The sequence below is a fragment of the Paracidovorax sp. MALMAid1276 genome, from assembly GCF_049198005.1.
GTDB lineage: Bacteria > Pseudomonadota > Gammaproteobacteria > Burkholderiales > Burkholderiaceae_C > Acidovorax.
Map to the genome: position 1 here is coordinate 1 of NZ_JBMIRS010000147.1, position 20666 is coordinate 20666.

At 69.0% G+C, this 20666-nt stretch carries 20 protein-coding genes; 8 read left to right on the forward strand and 12 right to left on the reverse strand.

The features are described from left to right. Positions 1–418: 418 nt before the first annotated feature. Both ACOQFS_RS09850 and ACOQFS_RS09855 read left to right on the forward strand, forming a co-directional pair. Positions 419–1621, forward strand: coding sequence for an ammonium transporter (locus tag ACOQFS_RS09850; RefSeq protein ID WP_421562704.1), 1203 nt, complete (start codon positions 419–421; stop codon positions 1619–1621). 208 nt (positions 1622–1829) lie between these two features. Then, positions 1830–3932 carry a phospholipase D-like domain-containing protein gene (locus tag ACOQFS_RS09855; RefSeq protein WP_421562729.1) on the forward strand — a complete coding sequence of 701 codons (2103 nt, stop codon included), beginning with the start codon at positions 1830–1832 and terminating at the stop codon, positions 3930–3932. A gap of 105 nt (positions 3933–4037) precedes the next feature. On the opposite strand, the gene ACOQFS_RS09860 is transcribed toward ACOQFS_RS09855, so the two are convergent. After that, the gene (locus ACOQFS_RS09860; protein ID WP_421562705.1) at positions 4038–5012 is read right to left on the reverse strand and encodes a tRNA dihydrouridine synthase; all 975 of its coding nucleotides are present in this window, start codon (positions 5010–5012) and stop codon (positions 4038–4040) included. A gap of 267 nt (positions 5013–5279) precedes the next feature. Between ACOQFS_RS09860 and ACOQFS_RS09865 the strand changes: the two genes are divergently transcribed. Beyond that, entirely contained in the window at positions 5280–5867 is a 588-nt protein-coding gene (locus ACOQFS_RS09865; protein WP_421562706.1) for a hypothetical protein, read from the forward strand. A gap of 101 nt (positions 5868–5968) precedes the next feature. On the opposite strand, the gene ACOQFS_RS09870 is transcribed toward ACOQFS_RS09865, so the two are convergent. The 3 genes from ACOQFS_RS09870 to ACOQFS_RS09880 all read right to left on the reverse strand — a co-directional run bounded on the left by ACOQFS_RS09870 (position 5969) and on the right by ACOQFS_RS09880 (position 8379). Further along, entirely contained in the window at positions 5969–7120 is a 1152-nt protein-coding gene (locus ACOQFS_RS09870) for a methyltransferase (protein WP_421562707.1), read from the reverse strand. An 8-nt stretch (positions 7121–7128) separates the two neighbouring features. After that, positions 7129–7653: a GNAT family N-acetyltransferase gene (locus tag ACOQFS_RS09875; protein WP_421562708.1), complete on the reverse strand. Its 525-nt coding sequence runs from the start codon at positions 7651–7653 to the stop codon at positions 7129–7131. Positions 7654–7776: 123 nt separating this feature from the next. Further along, entirely contained in the window at positions 7777–8379 is a 603-nt protein-coding gene (locus ACOQFS_RS09880; RefSeq protein ID WP_421562709.1) for a hypothetical protein, read from the reverse strand. A 222-nt stretch (positions 8380–8601) separates the two neighbouring features. Here ACOQFS_RS09880 and ACOQFS_RS09885 point away from each other — a divergent pair, with 222 nt between their 5' ends. Both ACOQFS_RS09885 and ACOQFS_RS09890 read left to right on the forward strand, forming a co-directional pair. Then, positions 8602–9237, forward strand: a complete 636-nt coding sequence (locus ACOQFS_RS09885; RefSeq protein WP_421562710.1) for a response regulator — start codon at positions 8602–8604, stop codon at positions 9235–9237. Then, the gene (locus ACOQFS_RS09890; protein ID WP_421562711.1) at positions 9224–11179 is read left to right on the forward strand and encodes a hybrid sensor histidine kinase/response regulator; all 1956 of its coding nucleotides are present in this window, start codon (positions 9224–9226) and stop codon (positions 11177–11179) included. The genes ACOQFS_RS09885 and ACOQFS_RS09890 overlap by 14 nt, the downstream gene beginning before the upstream one ends. Here the strand turns inward: ACOQFS_RS09890 and ACOQFS_RS09895 are convergent. The 5 genes from ACOQFS_RS09895 to ACOQFS_RS09915 all read right to left on the reverse strand — a co-directional run bounded on the left by ACOQFS_RS09895 (position 11151) and on the right by ACOQFS_RS09915 (position 16692). Then, on the reverse strand, positions 11151–12590 hold the full coding sequence (locus tag ACOQFS_RS09895; RefSeq protein ID WP_421562712.1) for a coniferyl aldehyde dehydrogenase: 1440 nt from the start codon (positions 12588–12590) through the stop codon (positions 11151–11153). The genes ACOQFS_RS09890 and ACOQFS_RS09895 overlap by 29 nt on opposite strands. Positions 12591–12685: 95 nt before the next feature. Continuing rightward, entirely contained in the window at positions 12686–13054 is a 369-nt protein-coding gene (locus ACOQFS_RS09900; RefSeq protein WP_421562713.1) for a hypothetical protein, read from the reverse strand. A gap of 54 nt (positions 13055–13108) precedes the next feature. Next, positions 13109–15715 (reverse strand): ATP-dependent chaperone ClpB, encoded by a 2607-nt coding sequence (gene clpB / locus ACOQFS_RS09905; RefSeq protein ID WP_421562714.1) that lies wholly within the window; start codon positions 15713–15715, stop codon positions 13109–13111. Between the two features lie 222 nt (positions 15716–15937). Further along, a complete protein-coding gene (locus ACOQFS_RS09910) occupies positions 15938–16414 on the reverse strand; it encodes a molybdenum cofactor biosynthesis protein MoaE (RefSeq protein ID WP_421562715.1) in 477 nt (158 codons plus the stop codon). A 35-nt stretch (positions 16415–16449) separates the two neighbouring features. Beyond that, complete coding sequence (locus tag ACOQFS_RS09915; RefSeq protein WP_421562716.1) at positions 16450–16692, reverse strand: hypothetical protein; 243 nt, start codon at positions 16690–16692, stop codon at positions 16450–16452. Between the two features lie 131 nt (positions 16693–16823). Here ACOQFS_RS09915 and ACOQFS_RS09920 point away from each other — a divergent pair, with 131 nt between their 5' ends. From ACOQFS_RS09920 to dapA, 3 genes are all read left to right on the forward strand, one after another. Continuing rightward, positions 16824–17078, forward strand: coding sequence for a hypothetical protein (locus tag ACOQFS_RS09920; RefSeq protein ID WP_421562717.1), 255 nt, complete (start codon positions 16824–16826; stop codon positions 17076–17078). A 14-nt stretch (positions 17079–17092) separates the two neighbouring features. Beyond that, entirely contained in the window at positions 17093–17443 is a 351-nt protein-coding gene (locus ACOQFS_RS09925) for a hypothetical protein (RefSeq protein WP_421562718.1), read from the forward strand. 265 nt (positions 17444–17708) lie between these two features. Then, entirely contained in the window at positions 17709–18614 is a 906-nt protein-coding gene (gene dapA, locus ACOQFS_RS09930; RefSeq protein WP_421562719.1) for a 4-hydroxy-tetrahydrodipicolinate synthase, read from the forward strand. On the opposite strand, the gene moaD is transcribed toward dapA, so the two are convergent. Genes moaD through mobB form a run of 3 tightly spaced genes read right to left on the reverse strand, consistent with a single transcriptional unit; the run spans position 18601 to position 20641 of the window. Further along, positions 18601–18852, reverse strand: a complete 252-nt coding sequence (gene moaD, locus ACOQFS_RS09935) for a molybdopterin converting factor subunit 1 (protein WP_421562720.1) — start codon at positions 18850–18852, stop codon at positions 18601–18603. The genes dapA and moaD overlap by 14 nt on opposite strands. Further along, a complete protein-coding gene (gene glp, locus ACOQFS_RS09940) occupies positions 18849–20078 on the reverse strand; it encodes a gephyrin-like molybdotransferase Glp (protein WP_421562721.1) in 1230 nt (409 codons plus the stop codon). Before glp ends, moaD begins: the two co-directional genes overlap by 4 nt. Beyond that, positions 20078–20641, reverse strand: a complete 564-nt coding sequence (gene mobB / locus ACOQFS_RS09945; protein ID WP_421562722.1) for a molybdopterin-guanine dinucleotide biosynthesis protein B — start codon at positions 20639–20641, stop codon at positions 20078–20080. Before mobB ends, glp begins: the two co-directional genes overlap by 1 nt. Between the last annotated feature and the right edge of the window lie 25 nt (positions 20642–20666).

Here is a 20666-nt window from a genome sequence, read left to right on the forward strand (position 1 = left end):
GCCCACCCCTGGGAGTCTGCCCGGCAGAAGGTGCATCGGCTGCAACGCGCGAAAAACCGGTCTCGCGCGGTACGACCGCCTGCGCCCAGTGGGCCACCCTGGGCTCGTCGGCAGCACGACGCGATCCTCGGTTTTCGCGCGTTTCGCTTCCATGCCTTCTCCGGCGCAGGCTCCTAGCTGCGCTGACATCACTCTTGGACTGAAGCGAGCGCAGTCGCATAGCGCCCATGCCTGGCGCATCGCCGTGCGGTGCAGCACGGGTTTGCCGGCTACTGCGCAGCCAACGCCCTCGAACGGTGCAACAACGCCTCCCTCTTCGCACCAACAACTGGCATCAATATTGCTTCAAATTGGTGCGCTCCAGGCAATCCCCGATGGAACGCACCAACACCGATCAATTACCGGAGGGAAACGGGTTATGGAAGCACTCAAACAGGGCACAGACGCCCTGTTCATTCTTTTGGGCGCCATCATGGTGCTTGCGATGCATGCGGGGTTTGCATTTCTAGAGCTGGGCACGGTCCGCAAGAAGAACCAGGTCAACGCGCTGGTCAAGATCCTGGTGGATTTCTCGGTGTCTACGGTCGTGTACTTTGCGGTGGGCTACAGCGTGGCCTATGGCACGCATTTCTTTGTCAGCGCCGAGACGCTGACCCAGCAAAGCGGCTATTCGCTCGTCAAGTTCTTCTTCTTGCTGACCTTCGCGGCGGCCATTCCGGCGATCATCTCCGGCGGCATTGCCGAGAGGGCCAAGTTCTGGCCGCAGCTGATCGCCACCGCCGTGATCGTGGGCGTGGTGTACCCGTTCTTCGAAGGCATTGCCTGGAACCAGCACTTTGGCGTGCAGGCCTGGATCAAGGCCGTGACGGGCGAGGAGTTCCACGACTTCGCGGGCTCCATCGTGGTGCACGCCATGGGGGGATGGATTGCGCTGCCCGCGGTGCTGCTGCTGGGCTCGCGCGCCAACCGCTACCGCAAGGATGGCGCGATTTCCGCGCACCCGCCGTCCAACATCCCGTTTCTGGCACTCGGCGCCTGGGTGCTGGTGGTGGGCTGGTTCGGCTTCAATGTGATGAGCGCACAGACGGTGGACAAGCTCTCGGGGCTGGTGGCCGTCAACTCGCTGATGGCCATGGTGGGCGGCACGCTGGCGGCCCTGCTGCTGGGCAGGAACGACCCAGGCTTTGTGCACAACGGCCCCCTCGCAGGCCTGGTGGCCGTGTGTGCCGGGTCCGATCTGATGCACCCGCTGGGGGCGCTGGTGGTGGGCGCGGTGGCGGGGTCGATCTTCGTGCTCACCTTCACGCTCACGCAAAACCGCTGGAAGATTGACGACGTGCTGGGCGTGTGGCCCCTGCACGGCCTGTGCGGCACCTGGGGCGGCCTGGCGGCCGGCATATTTGGCAGCAAGGCGCTGGGGGGCCTGGGGGGTGTCAGCATCTGGGCGCAGATGCTGGGCTCTGCGATGGGCGTGGCCTGGGCCCTGGCCGGGGGCTTTGTGGTGTACGGCATCCTCAAGAGCACGGTGGGCCTGCGCATGTCGCCCGAGGAAGAGTTCGACGGCGCCGACCTGTCCATCCACAAGATCAGCGCCACGCCAGAGCGCGAAGTGAACTGGTAAAGAAAGCACTGCGCGGCTGCGACGCGGCGGGCGGCCTGGCCCGCTGCAACGCTGCAGCGCCGCAGTGCTTGCGGGCCTGGCACACCGCCATGGCAACACCGGGATGGCGCTGCGTCTGACACGCGCGGCGGCGCCGCTTCGCGACAATCGCGCGATGCAAACTCCACCCGCCCCCGCTTTTTTGGCCCGCACCGCGCGCTATGGATGGATGGCCGTGCTGGCCATGTGCGTTGCGGGCGCGGCCAGCATGGTGGGGTGCACCGGCTTGCCCAAGAACGTGGAGCGCCCCGTGTCGGAGGCGCTGTCCTCCCCGGCCGGCACGGCGCTGGGCCGACTCGTGGAGGCACGCCGCCAGGCCGACGCGGGACGGCATTCCTCGGGTTTCTTGCTGCTGAGCGGCCCGCAGGACGCCTACAGCAGCCGCCTGGCTCTGGTGGACGCGGCAGAAAAGACGCTGGACCTGCAGTACTACGCCATCCATGCCGACGCGAGCACGGGGCGGCTGCTGCGCAGCGTGGTGGCGGCAGCCCGGCGCGGCGTTCGGGTGCGGGTGCTGCTGGACGACTTCCACAGCACGGGGCGCGACGCACAGGTGATGCGGCTGGCCTTTGTGCCCAACATCGAGATGCGCATGTTCAACCCGCTCACGGGCGCGCGGGGCTCGCCCATCGGGCGCCTCTTCAGCGCGCTGGGCGATTTCTCGCGCGTGCAGCAGCGCATGCACAACAAGCTCTTCATCGCCGACAACGCCATGGGCGTGACTGGTGGGCGCAACCTGGGCGACGCGTACTTCGGCACGGCCGAAGCGGGCAATTTTGTGGATCTGGACGTGCTGGCGGCCGGGCCCGTGGTGGCAGAGCTGTCGCGCAGCTTCGACAGCTACTGGAACAACGAGCGCGCCTACCCCGTGCAGTCGCTGATCACCCGCGAGGAACTGCTGGCCATGCGCGAGAGCCTGCGCGCCTCCGAGGCGGCGCGGCGCGAGCAGGAGGATGGCCAGGGTGGAGGCGCCCCCGCCCCCGCCACGGTGGCGCAGGCACCTGCATCCGCAACCGCCTCCGCCGCCACCTCCGCAGCAGTCGCAGCCTCTGGCACCGTGAGCGCAGCCCGGGTTGCGCGCATCTGGGACTACCAGCCCATGGACCTGGCGCAGGCGCGGTTCATCTGGGCGCCTGCTGCCGTGCTGGTGGACAAGCCCGCCAAGATTCCCGCCGACAGCGCGGCCACCGGCGCCCTGCCCGAGCAGCCGCCCGCCAAGGCCACTCCGCTCGCCATCACCGCACGTGCCTCGGGCGCCCCTGCGCCGCGCGGCACAGGGGCCAACACATCACGCGGCACAGGGGCCGAGGGCGCCAGACCTGCCTCCCCGACCGCCTCCCCGACCGCCCCCCAGACCGCCACGCCGCACGCCTTGGCGGCGCGGCGGCCCGTCGCCGACACCGCCATGGCCGCTCCTCCGGCTTCTGAAGACGTCTCGCGCGAATCGGTCGGCGGGGCCGGTGGGGCCGGCGGGCGCGCCGTGGTCCGCAATGCCGCACAGGCGCAGGCGCAGGCCCAGGCCCAGGCCCAGGCCGAGGCCGAGGCCGCGCAGACCGACACGGTGGTCGATGGGCTGCTGCAGCTCATGCGCCAGGCCCGGCGAGACCTGCTGATCATCTCGCCGTATTTCGTGCCCGGGCCCGACATGAAGCAAGCCTTTGCCCAAGCGCGGGCGCGGGGCGTGCGCGTGCGGGTGCTGACGAACTCCCTCGCCTCCAACGACGCGCCGATTGCCCACGCAGGCTACGCGCGCCACCGGCCCGACCTGCTGGCCATGGGGGTGGAGCTGTACGAAATGCGCAGCGAGCAGACCAGCATGCTGCGCGGGTCGCTGGGGTCCACGGGCAGCCTGGGCGGGTCCGGTGGGTCGGCAGGGCCGCGCAGCGGGGCCGACCAGGGCGCATCGATGGGCATGGGCGGCAGCAGCGGGTCGATGGGCAGTTCGCGGGCCATGCTCCATTCCAAGCTGCTGGTGCTGGACGGCCGGCTGTTGGTGGTGGGGTCGATGAACCTGGACATGCGCTCGCAATTGCAGAACACCGAAATCGCCCTGCTCATCCGCAGCACCGAGCTGTCACGCCGCGCCACCGAGCAGATCGAAACCGCGCTGGGCGAATCCGCCTGGCATGTGCAGCTGGTGGACGGGTCGCTGCTATGGCGCGCCCCCCAGGGCAGCGAGCTGGAAGATGCCCATTCGGAGCCCGACGCCAGCGCGCCGCTGCGCCTGATGCTGCAGCTGCTGGGGCCGCTCGCGCCCGACCACCTGCTTTGATCCGCCCGGCCCGGGGAGCGCTGCGCCCTCCACGCGTAGCCCTATGCCCACCCGCAAGCCACCCTGCACGCGATCACGCCATGGCGCGATCACTCCATCAATGCATCACGCCACCGCATCCCGGTGGCGTAGCACCAGCTCCGACACCCACTGGCTGACGGCGCGCTGGTCTGTCATGGTGCGCACGTGCTGATAGGCGTGCTCGGCCTCTACATGCCGGCGGCGCAGCAGGTTCAGCCATTGCTTGAGGCGGCCCGCACGCTGGCGGGGTTCCAGGTCGTCGCACACCCGTTGCCAGAACACCGCCAGGTGCGGCACCAGGTCGGCCCAGTCCACCGCGTCGTCACCGGGCCGGCCCGCGTCCGCCGCCCGGATGGCGCGGGCGAGCCCGGGGTCGGCCACCATGCCCCGGCCCAGCATCAGATGCTCGCAGCCTGACACGGCCCGGCAGCGCTGCGCGTCGGCCACGGTCCAGATCTCCCCGTTGGCCACCACAGGGATCGCCACGGCGGCACGAATCGCCGGAATCTGCTCCCAGTACGCCGGCGGCCGGTAGCCATCTGCCTTGGTGCGCGCATGCACCACCAGCTCGGCCGCGCCACCGGCCTGCATGGCCTGCGCGCATTCGCGCATCAGTGCGCTGTCGTTGAACCCCAGGCGCATCTTGGCAGACACGGGCAGGTGCGCTGGCACGGCACGCCGCACGGCCGTCACCACGGCGGCGATGCGCTCGGGGTCCTGCAGCAGCGCCGCGCCGCCACCGTGCCGGTTGACCACCTTGGCCGGGCAGCCAAAGTTCAGGTCGATCCCCTCGGGCCCCAGGGCCGCCAGGCGGGCGGCGTTTTCAGCCATGGAGACAGGGTCGGAGCCCAGCAGCTGCGCCCGCACAGGCACGCCCGCCAGCGTGCGGCTGCCATGGCGGAGCTCGGGGATGTAGCGCAGGAACACCTTGTCCGGCAGCAGCGTGCCGGTGATGCGGATGAACTCCGAGACGCAGCGGTCCACCCCGCCCACGCGTGTCAGCACATCGCGCAGCACAAAATCCAGAAGCCCCTCCATGGGGGCGAGCAGCAAGGTCATCGCGGACGGGCTTGGCCCTGCTGCTGCACGCACCGGGCGGTCGGCAGGGCCAAAAAAAATCAATAAAAATCAGCCCCAGCGCTTATTCATAAAGCGCTTATAGCTATCAAAAAGAGAGCAAACATCTGATGCCAGGTACGGCTCGGCGTGGCGGCATCCGCAGCATGCAGACAGCCTGCCATTGTGCTTCACCGGGTCATCATGGCGTCACGGCACGCTGCTGCAATCGGCGGCACCGATGTGGGTGCACCCGAAAACGAGGCCGCCATGCTGCTCCAGAAAACCGACAAAGCCCGCCTGGAACTGTCTCCGGGCGTCCGCTCCCTGAGCCTGCGCGAGCGCTCGCTGCTGCTGCTGGCCGACGGCAAGCCGCTGTCCGACCTGCAGGCGATGTACAACGGCATCGGCGCGCAGATCGTGGAAAACCTGATGCGCCAGGGCTACCTCACCGGGCCGTCAACGCCGCCGGCCGCGCCGTCCACCACACCTCTCGCCACACATCCCGCCACACCTCTCGCCGCAACGGCCAGCACCGTGCAGGCGCCCTCCGCGCAGCGGCCCGAGCCGGGCGAATCGCTGCGCTCCCTGGCCGGGGCGCGCATGTACCTGTTCGACACCTGCGAGCGGCTGTTTGCGCGCCGCGACCCGGCGCTGGCCGAGCAGTTTCGCGAAGCCCTGCGCGGCGCCAAGGACCGCGAGAGCATGCTGGACGTGGGCGAGGCCATGCTGGAAGAAGTGGCGCTGGCCGCAGGCGCCGAGCGCGCATCCGGCCTGCGCGAGCGGCTGGAGCAGCTGCTGCCGCGCGTACCGCCCCGGGGCAGCTTCGCGTCGACCCAGCCGGCGGGTCTGGTGTGACCGCACAGGCCCATTTGCCGGGCAGCTGCGCGTAGCGGGTGCGAGTGCGGGTACAAGCGCTGGTGCGGGTGGCGTGCGACTGAATGTGCGAGTGCGCCCGCTCAGGCCTGCCGCAGCCGCCACAGCGATGTGACCTCGGCCGCGCGCGCCGCATGCAGCGGGTCTGCCGCGTCTGCCGCCTTGGCGTGGCGCGGTTTCACGTCGTGCCGGCCGGCCACGGTAAGGCCCGCCTCGGCGATCCAGCCCAAGAGCTGGTCGCGGGGCCTGAGCCCCAGGTGCTCGGCGAAGTCCGACAGGATGAGCCAGCCTTCGCCCTCGGGTTCGAGATGGTCCTTCAGGCCCGCCAGAAAGCCGCGCAGCATGCGGCTGCCTTCGTCGTACACCGCGTGCTCGATGGGCGAGCTGGCGCGCGCGGGCACCCAGGGCGGGTTGCACACCACCAGCTGCGCGCGGCCGGGCGGAAACAGGTCGGTCTGCAACAGCTCGACCTGCTGCGGCGGCACGCCCAGGCGCGCGAGGTTATCGCGCGCGCACGCCAGGGCGCGCGGGTCCTGGTCGGTGGCCACCACCTGCCGCACACCCCGGCGCACGAGCACGGCCGACAGCACGCCCGTGCCCACGCCGATGTCGAACGCCAGGCCATGGCCCGGCAGCGGCGCCTGGGCCACCAGATCCACATACTCGCCGCGCACCGGCGAGAAAACGCCGTAGTGCGGGTGAATGCGGTTGTTCGGCGGCGCGCCCAGCGCGGGCACTTCCACGCCCTTCTTGCGCCACTCGTGCGCACCCACCAGGCCCAGCAGCTCGCGCAGCGTGGCCACGCTGCGTTCGCCCGTGGCGGGGCCCCAGGCCTCCGTGCACGCCACGCGCCAGTCGGGCGCGCGGCGCAGCGCGATGCCGTAGTCGCCCTCCAGCGGAATGAGCACGGCCGCCAGCACCCGTGCGCGCTGCGCCTGCGCCTGACGGTGCAGGTGAAAGGCTTCGGCGGGGGTGGCGCCGGCAAGCTTTTGCGACGCCTTGGCCGCAGACTTGCGCGGCTTCCGGTCGGCCCGGCGCTTCAGCGCCTGCAGCAGGTGCCGCGCGTTCTGAAAGTCACCCTGCCACAGCAGCCCCGTGCCTTCACACGCCATGCGGTAGGCCGTGTCGGCGGCCAGCGTGTCGTCGGCCACCTCCACACGCCGGGGTGCGGGGGCACCCCCTTCGGAGCGCCACAGGGCTTTGTGAGTCTGGCCCTGCCGGCTCCATTCGATCATCGTGCAACCTATGCGTTGATGGGGCGCTTCAGCCGCACTTCTTCGATCTTCACGCCGCCGATCACGGCGGTCTTGGCGGTCGAGAGTTCCTGCTTGAAGCCCGCCAGCTCATGGAACCGGATGGCGCGCTCATTGCGCAGCGGCACCCAGGCCGTCACGTTGGTGCAACCCTCTTCCTGAAGGCCGTCGCGGGCGGCGTCCCACAGGGCCAGGCCCACGCCCTGGTTCCAGTGTGTGGGGGCGGCATAGATGGCCCAGATTTCCCCGGTGGTGGGGCGCGACTTCTCGTCGCGCGAACGGTCGTAACCGACAAAGCCGACGATCTTTTCGCCGTCTACCGCCACCTGCACCTGGGGCTCGCAATACTCGATGGCCTCGCGCCAGTAGGCTTGGCGCTTTTCGACCGAAGACATGGATTTCAACTGCTCGTCTGGCACCAGGCCCTTGTAGGCCTCTTGGGCAGAGACGGTGTGGATCTGGGCGATGGCCTTGGCATCGCGAAGCGTGGCGGGACGAACCTGGATACTGGACATGAAAAAACCGAACGAAAACTGGGAATAAAAAATCGGAAACCCAGCATTGTCGCCGCAAACGGTTTTGCCCCTCTTTGCGCGCCCTGCGGGCCGCTTCAAAAAGCAGCCCGCAACGCGCGGCTTTCAGGCCATCAGCATGCCCGCTGCGCTGCCGCCGGCAGACATGGCAGCGCGCTGCGCCATGGCGCGCTTGTTGCGCGGACGGGGCACATGCACCTCGGGCGGTGTGCCGTTCACCGCCCCCAGGCTGAGCACCAGCGTCACCGTGTGCGAGCCATCTTCGCGCTCGTCCGGCGCATAGGCGCGATAGCTGCCGTTGCCCGGGCCGTGGCTGCGCTGCACCGTGTGAAAGGCCACCCGCGCGCCAGTGACGCGGTGGCCGCCGAAGGGCAGCACCCGCAGACGCGCCTCGCGGTTCAGGGCCAGGCCCAGGTAGCCCGCCCGGTTGATGAGATCGGTGCGGATCGCCCTCCAGGTCTGGCCATCGTCGATGGAAAACTGCCAGGTGCCCGCCTGTGCGTCCAGTTGCTCGATGATCACGCCGGCAGCCGCGAGCATGTCGGGGCAATGGCCTTCCACGATGTGCGCCACGGTGTTGCCGCCGAGCCCGGTGGCCGCCTCGGCGGCGCCTGTTGTGGCGGCGCGGCGTGCGCTGCGCGGTGCGGGGCTGCTGTCGGCATCGCCCGAAGGCGCCGCGTGGTCTCGGTCGTTGGCTTGGAATGTCATGGAGATCCCTTCAATGGACTTGGATGGACGAACGGATGGAGACGTGAGGCAGGCAACGACGGCGGTGCCATCGCTGTTGCGCGCATTGCCGTGCCCTCCCGGTCCGTGTCTGTCAAAGGTGCATTTCAATGCTTGACGGAAAGTCTAAAAAGTGGCCCAGCCAGCGTCCATCGCACAAATGGATTAGTCCGCCACAACGGGTTGTGCGCAATACTCCGGCCTATGAGTGCACGTCTCTTGCTCGTGGATGACCACGCCCTGTTCCGCACCGGGCTGCGCCTGATCGTCCAGGACCACCCCGGCGTGGGTGCGATCGCCGAAGCCGGCTCCATCGCAGAGGCCTGCGCCCTGAGGGCGGCCGACACCGATCTGGTGCTGCTCGACATCCAGCTGCCCGGCATGAGCGGGCTGGACGGCCTGCGCCCTCTGCGCCAGGCCTGCCCGTCCGCCCGCATCGTGCTGGTCTCGGCCAGCGTGGCGCCCGACGCCATCCACGAGGCGCGGGGCCGAGGCGCCGATGGCTTCCTGCCCAAGTCCGCCAGCGCTGCAGACATCTTCGAAGCCATCACCTGCGCCCTGCAGGGCAGGCCGTGCTTCCCGGCCCACAGCGGCACGGCCGCCATGCCGCGCGCAGCGGGCACTCCGGCACTCACCACCCGGCAGCTGGAGGTGCTGTCGCTGCTGTGCACGGGCCGGCCCAACAAGGTCATCGCCCGCGACCTGGGCCTGAGCGAAAACACGGTGCGCGTGCACGTGGCCGCCATCTTTGCCCAGCTGGGCGTCAACAGCCGCAGCGCGGCACTGCTGGCCGCACAGCGTCTGGGCCTGTCCACTCCGCAGGTCCATGGCACGCTCTGAGGCGGCTGCGGCGCCCGCAGCGTCCACGCCGGCGCCCGCCGCCCCGACGCCGCCCACACGCTGGGGCTGGCCCCTGTGGGAGCGCGACGAGGTGCTGCGCGAGCAGGTGGCCCTGCTGCGCCAGAACTTCCCCATGACGCTGCTGGCCTCGCTGGCCACGGCCCTTGGCACCCTGTGGGTGATGGCCCGCGTGGCCGATGCGCAGGCGGTCACCGTCTGGCTCATCACGCACACGCTGGTGGTGGCTGGCGTGTATGCCACGCTGCGCAGCATCGACCCGTTTTCGGACCCCGCCCCACAGGCAGCGCGCAAGCTGATTGCCTGCATGGCAGCCATGGGCCTGAGCTGGGGCAGCCTGGGGGTTGTGGTGCTCTACTGGGGCACGTCCGACAGCGTGATCTATGCCATCGGCATCATCAGCACCGTGTCGTCCGGCGCACTGGGGCTGGGCGCCCCGCTGTACCGCGCCTACCTCACCTACCTGACCTGCGCCATCGGCGGGGTGATGGTTGCCGTGGCCGTGGCGGACACCCCCGTGATGTGGCCGGCCCTGTTCCTCACCAGCGTGTATTACGCGCTCACCAGCCTGCAGGCCCGCACCGCCGACCGCGCCACGCGGCGCAGCATTGCGCTGAAGCTGGAGAACGAGCGCCTGGTGAGCGAGCTGCGCGCCCAGTCGCAGCGCGCGCTGGCCGCGCAAGAGGCGGCCGAACGCGCAGACCGCGACAAGTCGCGCTTTCTGGCCGCCGCCAGCCACGACCTGCGCCAGCCCCTGCATGCCATGGGCCTGTTCCTGGAGTCGCTGCAGCGCAGCCCCCTCAACGACCACCAGCACACCGTGCTGCGGCACGCCCATGCGGCGTCCGGCGCTGCGGCCGAGATGCTCACCACGCTGCTCGACTATTCGCGGCTGGAAGCCGGGGTGGTGAAGGTGCGCCCCGAAGCCTTTGCGGTGCAGCCCCTGCTCACGGCACTGGAGCAGGAGTTCGGCGTGCAGGCCGACGCCGCCGGGCTTGTCTACCGCACGCGCGAGACCACGGCGGCCGCGCATGCCGACCGCTCCCTGGTGGGGCTGGTGATGCACAACTTCATCTCCAACGCGCTGCGCTACACCACGCGCGGCGGCGTGCTCATCGCCTGCCGGACACGCGGTCGGCGGCTGGCGCTGGAGGTGTGGGACACCGGCGCGGGCATTCCCGAGCAGCAGTGGGACGACATCTTTCGCGAGTTCCACCAACTGGGCAACCCCGAGCGCGACCGCCGCAAGGGCCTGGGCCTGGGCCTGGCCATCGTGCAGCGTCTGGCCCGCGAGATGAAGACGTCGGTCGAGCTGCGCTCGCAGCCCGGCCACGGGTCGGTGTTCCGGCTGTGGCTGGACCGCTGGCAGGGCGCGCTGGACGACGAAACGCCGCCGGCGCTGGACGCGCGCTGCCTGGTGGGGCTGAAGGTGCTGGCCATCGACGACGACGAGGCCGTGCGGCTGGGCATGCAGTCGCTGCTGCACAGCTGGGGCTGCCAGTGCATCACCGCAGAGTCGAGCACCGAGGCGCTGGAATGCCTGGACGACCTCACGCCGGACCTCATCATCACGGACTTCCGGCTGCGGCACGAGGAAACGGGCAAACAGGTGCTGCAGGCCCTGCGCGCCTACCTGGGCACCCCGGTTCCCGCGATCATCATGACCGGCGACACCTCGCCCCAGCGCCTGCGCGACGCGCAGTCCACCTCGGCGCTGCTGCTGCACAAGCCCGTGTCCACGGGCCAGCTGCGCGATGCCATGGTGCAGCTCATGACCCAGCCGCTGCCCGAGGCGTCAATCCACCCGCACGACGATCCTCTCGACGACCACCACGACGACCACCACGATGATGAGGATGGCAACCACGGCCACCCCGCTGGCGCAAGCCCGTCCTCTACAGCCAGCGCCGCAGCATCCCCATGAGCTGGTCGAACCGCGCGCCATACGGCGGGTAGAACAGCGAGCCCATGGCCCAGCGCGACTGCACCAGCACCGACTTCTGGTGGCAAAAGCGCAGAAAGCCCGGCTCGCCATGGTAGGCACCCCAGCCGCTGTCGCCCACGCCGCCAAAGGGCAGGTTGTCGTGCGCAATGTGCATCAGCGTGTCGTTCACCGTCACGCCGCCGCTCACGGTGCGGCGCAGCACGTCGTCGCGCACGGCCTCGCTCTGGCCGAACCAGTACAGCGCCAACGGACGCGGGCCGGCGTTGATGTGCGCAATCGCATCGTCCAGGCGCTCGTACGAGATGACGGGCAGGATGGGGCCGAAGATCTCCTCCTGCATCAGCTGCATCTGCGAGGTGGCGCCAAACACCAGCGTGGGGGCCATCTGGCGGCTGGCGCCGTCGCCCAGGGTGCCTGCGGTCGGAACGGCGGGCTTGCCCGCCGCCGGGTCGATGGTGTGCACCTCGGCCCCCTGCGTCTGCGCCTGCTGCAGCATGGTGCGCAGGCGCGCATGGTGGCGCGGCGTGATGATGGACGCGTAGTCGCCATTGCCCTCCAGCGTGGGGAACAGCCGCAGCACCGCCGCCCGATAGGCCTGCGTGAACTCGCCCTCGCGGCCGCGGGGCAGCAGCACATAGTCGGGCGCAATGCAGGTCTGTCCCGCATTCAGCAGCTTGCCGTGCGCGATCTTGAGCGCGGCGTCCTGCATGTCGCAGTTGCCGTCGATGATGCAGGGCGACTTGCCGCCCAGCTCCAGCGTGGTGGGGGTGAGGTGCTGCGCCGCCGCCTGCGCCACCTTGCGGCCCACGGCCGTGGAGCCGGTGAACACCAGATGGTCGAAGGGCAGCGACGCAAACAGCGCCGACAGGTTGGCGTCGCCCTGCACCACGCAGAACTCTTCGGGCGCAAAGAACTGCGCCACCAGCGCCGCCATCTGCGCCGAGGTATGGGGCGTCAGCTCGCTGGGCTTGAGTATCACGCGGTTGCCTGCGGCGATGGCCGTGATGGCAGGCGCCAGCGCCAGCTGCACCGGGTAGTTCCACGGGGCGATCACGCCCACCACGCCCAGCGGCTGGCGCTGGATGAAGGCATGGGCAGGTTGCAGATAGATGGGGGTGCGCACCCGTCGCGGCTTCATCCACCGCGCCAGGTGGCGCAGTGTGTGCGACAGCAGCGTGCGCAGCACCAGGAAATCCGCCACCTCGGTCAGGCGCGGCGACCGCATGCCGAAGTCGGCCTGCACCGCCGCCGCCAGCACCGCGCCGTTCTCGTCAAGCATCTTGCGCAGCCGCAGAAGGCGCTCTCGGCGCACCAGCAGAGGCACATCCACCTGTGCGCGGCTGGCCTGGCGTTGAAGGTCGAAATGGGCGTGGATATCGGCAGGGGTCATGGATGGATCATAGAAGACACCCCCCAGGGCGCGTCACATCAAAACAGGCTCCAACCACCCGCCGCAGGGCACGGCGGGACGGAGGTGCAGAGGGCTCAGCGCACGTCGCGCGCTTCCACGTCCGTCACCTCGCCCGCACCCGGCAGCACGCCGGTGCGGCGGTGTGACGACGCTTCGTCGCTGGTGCCTGCAGCCCCTGCAGCAGCAGCCGGAGCCCGCCCGCGCCCGCCCTGAGCCCAGCGCTCCGTCGAGCGGAACGCCGCGCCAAACCCGCTGCGCGGATCCACGCCCATCACCCAGGGCGTGACCGGGCGGCCCGTGAGGCGCGCCCAGCCCGCACGCAGCGCCCATACCAGCGCCAGCACCATGGCGGCGACCAGCAGGCTGGCAAACAACACGAGGCCCATCGCCACGACCAGGGCCTTGAGCAGCAGGCGCACAAGGCCCGCAACAAAATCATTCAAACGATACCTCTCCTTCACAAGCCGGGGCGAGGGCTCGGCCCTCGCCCCGGGTGGCTAGCCCCGCTCGGCGCCGCCGAACTGGAACACGCCGGGTTCCAGCACCGGGTTCACCGTGACCGGAATCACGCTCTTGGGCGGAAAGCGCCCTTCCAGCAGCAGCTTCGACAGCGGGTTCTCGATGCGCTGCTGGATCGCCCGCTTGAGCGGCCGCGCACCGAACACCGGGTCGAACCCCACCTTGGCCAATTCTGCCAAGGCAGCGTCGGACACCTGCAGCTCCAAATCCATCCGCGCTAGGCGGTTTTGCAGCTGGGCCAGCTGGATCTTCGCGATGGAGGCGATGTGCTGCGCATCCAGGCCGTGAAACACCACCGTTTCGTCGATCCGGTTCAGGAATTCGGGCCGGAAATGGGCCTTGAGTTCCCCCCACACCGCATCCTTGATGTCCTGCGAGTCCTGGCCCACCATGCTCTGGATCAGGTGCGAGCCGATGTTGCTGGTCATCACGATCACCGTGTTCTTGAAGTCCACGGTGCGGCCCTGGCCGTCGGTCAGGCGGCCGTCGTCCAGCACCTGCAGCAGCACGTTGAACACGTCGGGGTGGGCCTTTTCCACCTCGTCGAGCAGCAGCACGCTGTAGGGCTTGCGGCGTACAGCCTCGGTCAGGTAGCCGCCCTCTTCATAGCCCACATAGCCGGGCGGCGCGCCGATGAGGCGGGCCACCGAGTGCTTCTCCATGAACTCGCTCATGTCGATGCGCACCAGGTGCTCCTCGCTGTCGAACAGGAAGCCCGCCAGCGCCTTGCACAGCTCGGTCTTGCCCACGCCCGTGGGGCCGAGGAACAGGAAGGAGCCTGTGGGGCGGTTGGGGTCCGACAGGCCCGAGCGCGAGCGGCGGATGGCGTTGGCCACCGCACTGATGGCCTCGTCCTGGCCCACCACGCGCTCGTGCAGCCGGGTTTCCATCTGCAGCAGCTTGTCCTTCTCGCCCTGCATCATCTTGCTCACCGGGATGCCCGTGGCGCGGCTCACCACCTCGGCAATCTCTTCGGCGCCCACCTGCGTGCGCAGCAGGCGGTTGGGGGTGGAGACACCGTCCTTGCCCTCTTCCTTGGCCTGCGCTTCCTTCAGCTGGCGCTCCAGGTCGGGCAGCTTGCCGTACTGCAGCTCGGCCACCTTGTTGAAGTCGCCCTTGCGCTTGAGGTCCTCGATCTGCAGCTTCACCTTCTCGACCTGCTCGCGCACCTGCTGGCTGCCCTGGGCCTGCGCCTTCTCGGCGGTCCAGATGTCTTCCAGGTCGGCAATCTCCTTTTGCAGGCGGACGATCTCTTCCTCCAGCAAGGTCAGCCGCTTCTGCGATGCCTCGTCCTTTTCCTTCTTCACGGCTTCGCGCTCGATCTGCAGCTGGATCAGGCGGCGGTCGAGCTTGTCGATGGCCTCGGGCTTGGAGTCGATCTCGATCTTGATCTTGGCCGCTGCCTCGTCGATCAGGTCGATGGCCTTGTCGGGCAAAAAGCGGTCGGTGATGTAGCGGTTGGACAGCTCGGCGGCGGCCACGATGGCCGGGTCGGTGATGTCCACGCCGTGGTGCAGCTCATAGCGCTCCTGCAGGCCGCGCAGGATGGCGATGGTGGCTTCCACGCTGGGTTCGCCCACCAGGATCTTCTGGAAGCGCCGCTCCAGCGCCGCGTCCTTCTCGATGTACTTGCGGTATTCATCCAGCGTGGTCGCGCCCACGCAGTGCAGCTCGCCACGGGCCAGCGCGGGTTTCAGCATGTTGCCCGCATCCATCGCGCCCTCGGCCTTGCCCGCGCCCACCATGGTGTGCAGCTCGTCGATAAAGACGATGGTCTGGCCCTCGTCCTTGGACAGCTCGTTCAGCACGGCTTTCAGGCGCTCTTCAAACTCGCCCCGGTACTTGGCGCCCGCCAGCAGGGCCGCCATGTCCAGGCTCAGCACGCGCTTGTCCTTGAGCGACTCGGGCACCTCGCCCGCGATGATGCGCTGGGCCAGTCCCTCCACGATGGCGGTCTTGCCCACGCCGGGCTCGCCGATCAGCACCGGGTTGTTCTTGCTGCGCCGCTGCAGCACCTGAATGGCGCGGCGAATCTCGTCGTCGCGGCCGATCACGGGGTCGAGCTTGCCCGCGCGGGCACGCTCGGTCAGGTCCAGGCAATACTTTTGCAGCGCGCCGCGCTGGCCCTCGGCCTCGGCGTTGTCCACCTTCTGGCCGCCGCGCACAGCGTTGATGGCGGCTTCCAGGCTCTTGCGGGTCAGGCCGTTGTCCTTGGCGATCTGGGCGGCGTCGCCCTTGCTGTCGGTCAGGGCCAGCAAAAACAGCTCGCTCGCGATGAACTGGTCGCCGCGCTTGATGGCCTCCTTCTCGGTGGCCTGCAGCACGCGGCCCAGCTCGGGCCCGCCCTGCACCTGGTCGTGCCCCTGCACCTGCGGCAGGCGCTTGATGGCGGCTTCGGCCGCGCTGGTGAGGCCCGGCACGTTGGCGCCCGCGCGCTGCAGCAGCGCCTTGGGGCCGTCGTCCTGCTTGAGCATGGCCAGCAGCACGTGCACCGGCTCGATGTAGGCGTTGTCATGGGCCAGGGCAATGCTCTGGGCATCGCCCAGGGCTTCCTGGAACTTGGTGGTGAATTTGTCGAGACGCATGGGTGAATGTCCTCCGATTGCGTCTCATGTGAGGAAGGGGCTGCGGTTTTCAAGCGCACGCGGATCAAGTTATCCACAGGCTCGCGGCGCCATCATTTCGCCGCAAACTACAAAATTGATAGCTTAAAACCCTTGATGAATAAGCGCTGATGCCTGTTTTTATTCAGATCCTGGGCCGCCGAACCGCCTGTACGGGCCCGCCCGCCTCCGAGACCGCCGGACTCAGCCGTTGGGGGCGACGATGCCCCAGCGCGCCAGCGCCGCGTCGTCGCTCACGCGGGCGTCCACCCAGCGGGCGCCTTGCGCGGTCTGCTCCTTCTTCCAGAAGGGTGCCTGGGTCTTCAAATAGTCCATCAGAAACTCGCAGGCCTGAAAGCTCTGCCCGCGGTGCGCACTGGTCACGGCCACCAGCACGATCTGGTCGAGTGGCTGCAGCAGCCCCACGCGGTGGATCACGCGGGCGCCGAAGATGTCGAAGCGCGCGAACGCCGCGTCCACCATGGCTTCGATGGACTTTTCGGTCATGCCGGGGTAGTGCTCCAGCTCCATCGAGGACACCGCATCTCCGTCGTTGCGGTCGCGCACGGTGCCGATGAAGCTGCACACGGCACCCACGCCCGGGTTGCCACGGCGCAGCGCCGCGATTTCGGCAGAAAGGTCGAAATCCTCGGTCTGGATGGAAACGCGGGGCGATGTCATGGCGGAGTGGAAGCAGGGATTCGGAGCAGCAGCGATCACGGGGCGCGGTGCAGGCGCGGTGCGGCCAGCAGGGCGCGCTCTTCTTCCACCACCTTGTTCAGCTGCACCAGCGCCGGTGTCGGGGGCAGCGCGGCCAACAGGGTCTGCAGCCGCGTGATGTCACCCACGGTGGGCGCCACCTTGATCTGCGCCACGGCCGCAGGAATGTTGCCGCCGCGCACCAGGGCCAGCACCTTGGCGGGCCATTCACTTTTGTTTTTGGGAGGGTTGCGAGCCATGGAAGCGAGGAGAAACGGGGAGATACGAAGAGAAATGGGGGAGGAAGAAAGCTTTGTCTGTACGATGCGGACCCCACCGCCCGCACTGTACCCGCTCTGCGCCGCGCCGCGCCCATTTCCAGACCCCGCCCATGGCCACCCAGACCATTCAGACCGAGCTGTACAAGCTCTACCCCTCGCCGCGCAACACCAGCAAGGACGTGTTCGCGCACCAGGTGTTCGTGCCGCATCCCTACGCCATCATCGACCTGGAGGTGATGGAGCTGACGGGCACGACCACGCTGTTCGCGGCCTGCCGGCTGGCCGACATGAAGATGGGCCAGTTGGTGACGTTCGAGTTGCCCGCCGACATGGCGAAGTTCGAGCGCCTTTTCACGCCGGATTGAGTCGGTGTGAACCCATGAGTGACGACGACAACCAGATCCACGTGCCGCCCTCCTTCATGGCGCTGTACTGCGACGCGCGCGGACGGCTGACGGAGCGTGCCGACACCGTGCGCGCCCGCTACGAGCTGTGCGAAGACCTGGCCGGCCACCTGGTGGAGCAGGCGCAGACGCTGTACCACGTGCAGGCCCCGTCCGAAGCCGAAATCCTGCGGCGCATCCACGCCGGGCTGTGCGCGGCCGAATCCGGCATGCCGGTGCCCGAAGCCACCTGGATCACCACCCGCCTGGCCGAGCTGCTGAACTGGCCCTGTCCAGAGTTGGTAGCACCCGCACCACAATCCGCAGAAGGCGGAGGGGGCGTTTGAGCAACGGCTGGCTATACTGCGCCGCATGCCCACACACCGCTCCTTCGCCCTGACCGCCGCTATGGCGGTGGCGGCGCCGTTGCAGTGCGTGGTCATTGCCAAAGCCAAAAAACCCCAGCTCATCTGACCGGAGCTGCGTGGTTCCGTCCCGGATGAGCGACGGAACCCCTGGCAACAAACTCCCCCTTTTTTTGGACACCCGGTTTTCCGCGCCCGCACCCTGAACGGTTCTTCCTTGCGGTCGAATCTCCATGGAGTGTTTCGCATGCCTTCTTCACCTTCTCAGCCTTCCCGCGTCGCCGCTGACACCGTCTTCAGCGGGCTGTGGATTCCCCTCGTCACCCCGTTTCGCGACGGCGCCGTGGACCACCCGGCCCTCGCCGCCATGACTGCCCGGCTCGCGCAGCAGGGCGTGTCGGGCTTTGTGGCCTGCGGCTCCACCGGCGAGGCCGCGGCGCTGGACCCTTCCGAGCAACTGGCGGTGCTGGAGACGGTGCTCGGCGCCGCAGGCGGGCTGCCCGTGGTGATGGGCCTGTCAGGCTACCACCTGCAGCACACGGTGGACTGGGTGCAGGCCCTGGCCCGCTACCCGCTGGCCGGCTTGCTGGTGCCCGCGCCACACTACATCCGCCCGGGGCAGGACGGCCTGCTGCACTGGTATCGCACCTTGGCCGACGCCAGCAGCGTGCCGCTGGTCGTCTACGACATCCCCTACCGCACCGGCGCCACGCTGGCCACCGAGACGCTGCTGGCGCTGGCCGAGCACCCGCACATCCGCGCCATCAAGGACTGCGGCGGCAACCCCGCCAAGACCCAGGCCCTGATCGCCGACGGCCGCCTGGCCGTGCTGGCGGGTGAGGACGCGCAGATGTTCACCACCCTGGCCCTGGGCGGCACGGGCGCCATTGCCGCCAGCGCGCACTGGCAGGCGCCGCAATTCGTGGAACTGATGGCGCTGCTGCGCGCGGGCCAGCTGGCCGAGGCGCGCCGCGTGTGGCACGCCCTGCAGCCGTGGGTGGCAATGTGTTTTGCCGAGCCCAACCCCGCCCCGCTCAAGGCCGTGCTGGCGCGGGCGGGCTGGATGCGCAACGAGCTGCGCGCGCCGATGATGCCGGCCTCGGACGCCCTGCGGGAGCGCCTGCAGGCCGTGGCGGAAATCAGCCGCCCGTGACCGGCGGGAAGAACGCCACCTCGGCGCCGTCGGCCAGGGCGGCGGTCTCGTCGCTCAGCGTCTGGTTGAGCGCCATGCGCACGGCCTTGCCGCGCGCCAGGCTGGCGGCATGCGCGCCGCCCCGGGCGATGAGTTCGTCGCGCAACGCGCCCAGGGTGGCGGCACTGGTTTCCAATGCTTCGCTGCCTTGGCCGATGGCCTCGCGGATGGAGGCGAAGTAGCGGACTGAAATCTTCATGCCAGAAGCTCCGAGAAGGCGATGTATTGCACCACGTCGCCGGGTGCAATGGTCTGGCCCGCCGGGTTGTCCACCACGCCGTCGCCCCACGCCGCCGATGTCAGCACGCCCGAGCTCTGGTTGTCGAACAGGTCCAGCCCACCCGCCGCGTTGTGCCGCACGCGCAGGAATTCACGGCGCTTGTCGCCCTTGGGCCAGGCAAAGTCGGCGCGCGCAGCGACGCACTGCGGAGCGACCTGGTGCACGCCCTGCAGCCTCAGCACAAATGGCCGCACCAAGAGCGCAAAGGTGAGAAAGCTGGACACCGGGTTGCCGGGCAGGCCCATGAAGTGGGCACCGCCCACCGTGCCGTAGGCAAAGGGCTTGCCCGGCTTCATGGCGATCTGCCACAGGTCCAGGCGGCCCAGCGATTCGACGGCGGGCTTGATATGGTCTTCCTCGCCCACGCTCACGCCGCCGCTGGTCAGAATCAGGTCGTGCGCGCTGCTCGCGTCGCGCAGCGCGGCGATGGTGGCGTCGCGCCGGTCGGGCACGATGCCGAAGTCGGTCACCTCGCAGCCCAGGCGCAGCAGCATGGCGCGCAAAAAGAAACGGTTGCTGTTGTAGATGGCGCCGGGGCGCATCTGCTCGGGCGGCACTTCGCCGGGCATGACGAGCTCGTCACCCGTGGAAAACAGCGCCACGCGCGGGCGGCGCGCCACGGGCAGCTGGTGCAGGCCGATGCTGGCGGCCAGGCCCAGCTCGGCGGGTGACAGGCGCGTGCCGGCGGCCAGCACCACGGCGCCCCGCGTGATGTCCTCGCCCGCGCGGCGGATCCACTGGCCGGGCCGGGGCACGGCGTGGATGCGAACGCTTGCAGGCTCCACGGCCTCGCAGTCTTCCTGCATCAGCACCGCATCGGCCCCGGGCGGCACCGGCGCGCCGGTGAAGATGCGCGCGGCCGTGCCGGGGGCCAGCGGCTCGCCCGCGCTGCCCGCGGCAATGCGCTGCGACACGGGCAGCAGCGTGCCGGGTGCGGACACGTCGGCGCTGCGCACGGCGTAGCCGTCCATGGAGCTGTTGTCCTGCGGCGGCACGTGCAGGGCCGAGATGCAGTTCTGTGCCAGCACACGGCCATCGGCATCGAAGGTGGCGACGGTGTCGGTGCCCGGCAGGGGCGCGGCATGGGCCAGCAGTTCGGCCAGCGCGTCGTCCAGGGGTTTCAGCGGCGCTTTGTTCATGCGCATCACGACGACGGCAGCAGGCCGCCGTGCAGTTCCCAGTCGTATTCAAAGCGGTGCGCGTGCTGGATCAGCCAGTCCACCACCTCGGCGGGAGCATTGAGGTTGAGCACGGGCAGCTGGGTGGGAGCCGGCAGCAGATCAGGCGCGTCGGTGGCCACGGCGGCCACAAAGTCGTCGTCGGGGTAGCGCACGGGCTTGGCCGCCTGGCCGGGCTCGGGCGCGCGCCAGACTTCCACCTTGAGAAGGTCGCTGTCCTTGAAGCCTTCCACCAGCACCCAGTCCACGCCCTGGTACAGCTCAGCCAGCAAGTGGTGCACGCTGAGCGTGGCCGGTTGCTCGAACTCGCGCACCAGCATCAGCCGCTTGTCCGACGCGGCCACCACTTCAAAAGCGCCGGCCTCGCGGTGGCGGTAGGTGTCCTTGCCCGGGTGGTCGATGTCGAAGCTGTGGTGGGCATGCTTGACCACCGACACCCGCAGGCCCCGCAGCCGCAGCTCGGGGATCAACTGCTCCACCAGCGTGGTCTTGCCACTGCCAGAGAAGCCGGCAAAACCGACAACCTTCATCCGCTGCTCCTTGTCTCGCTATTCC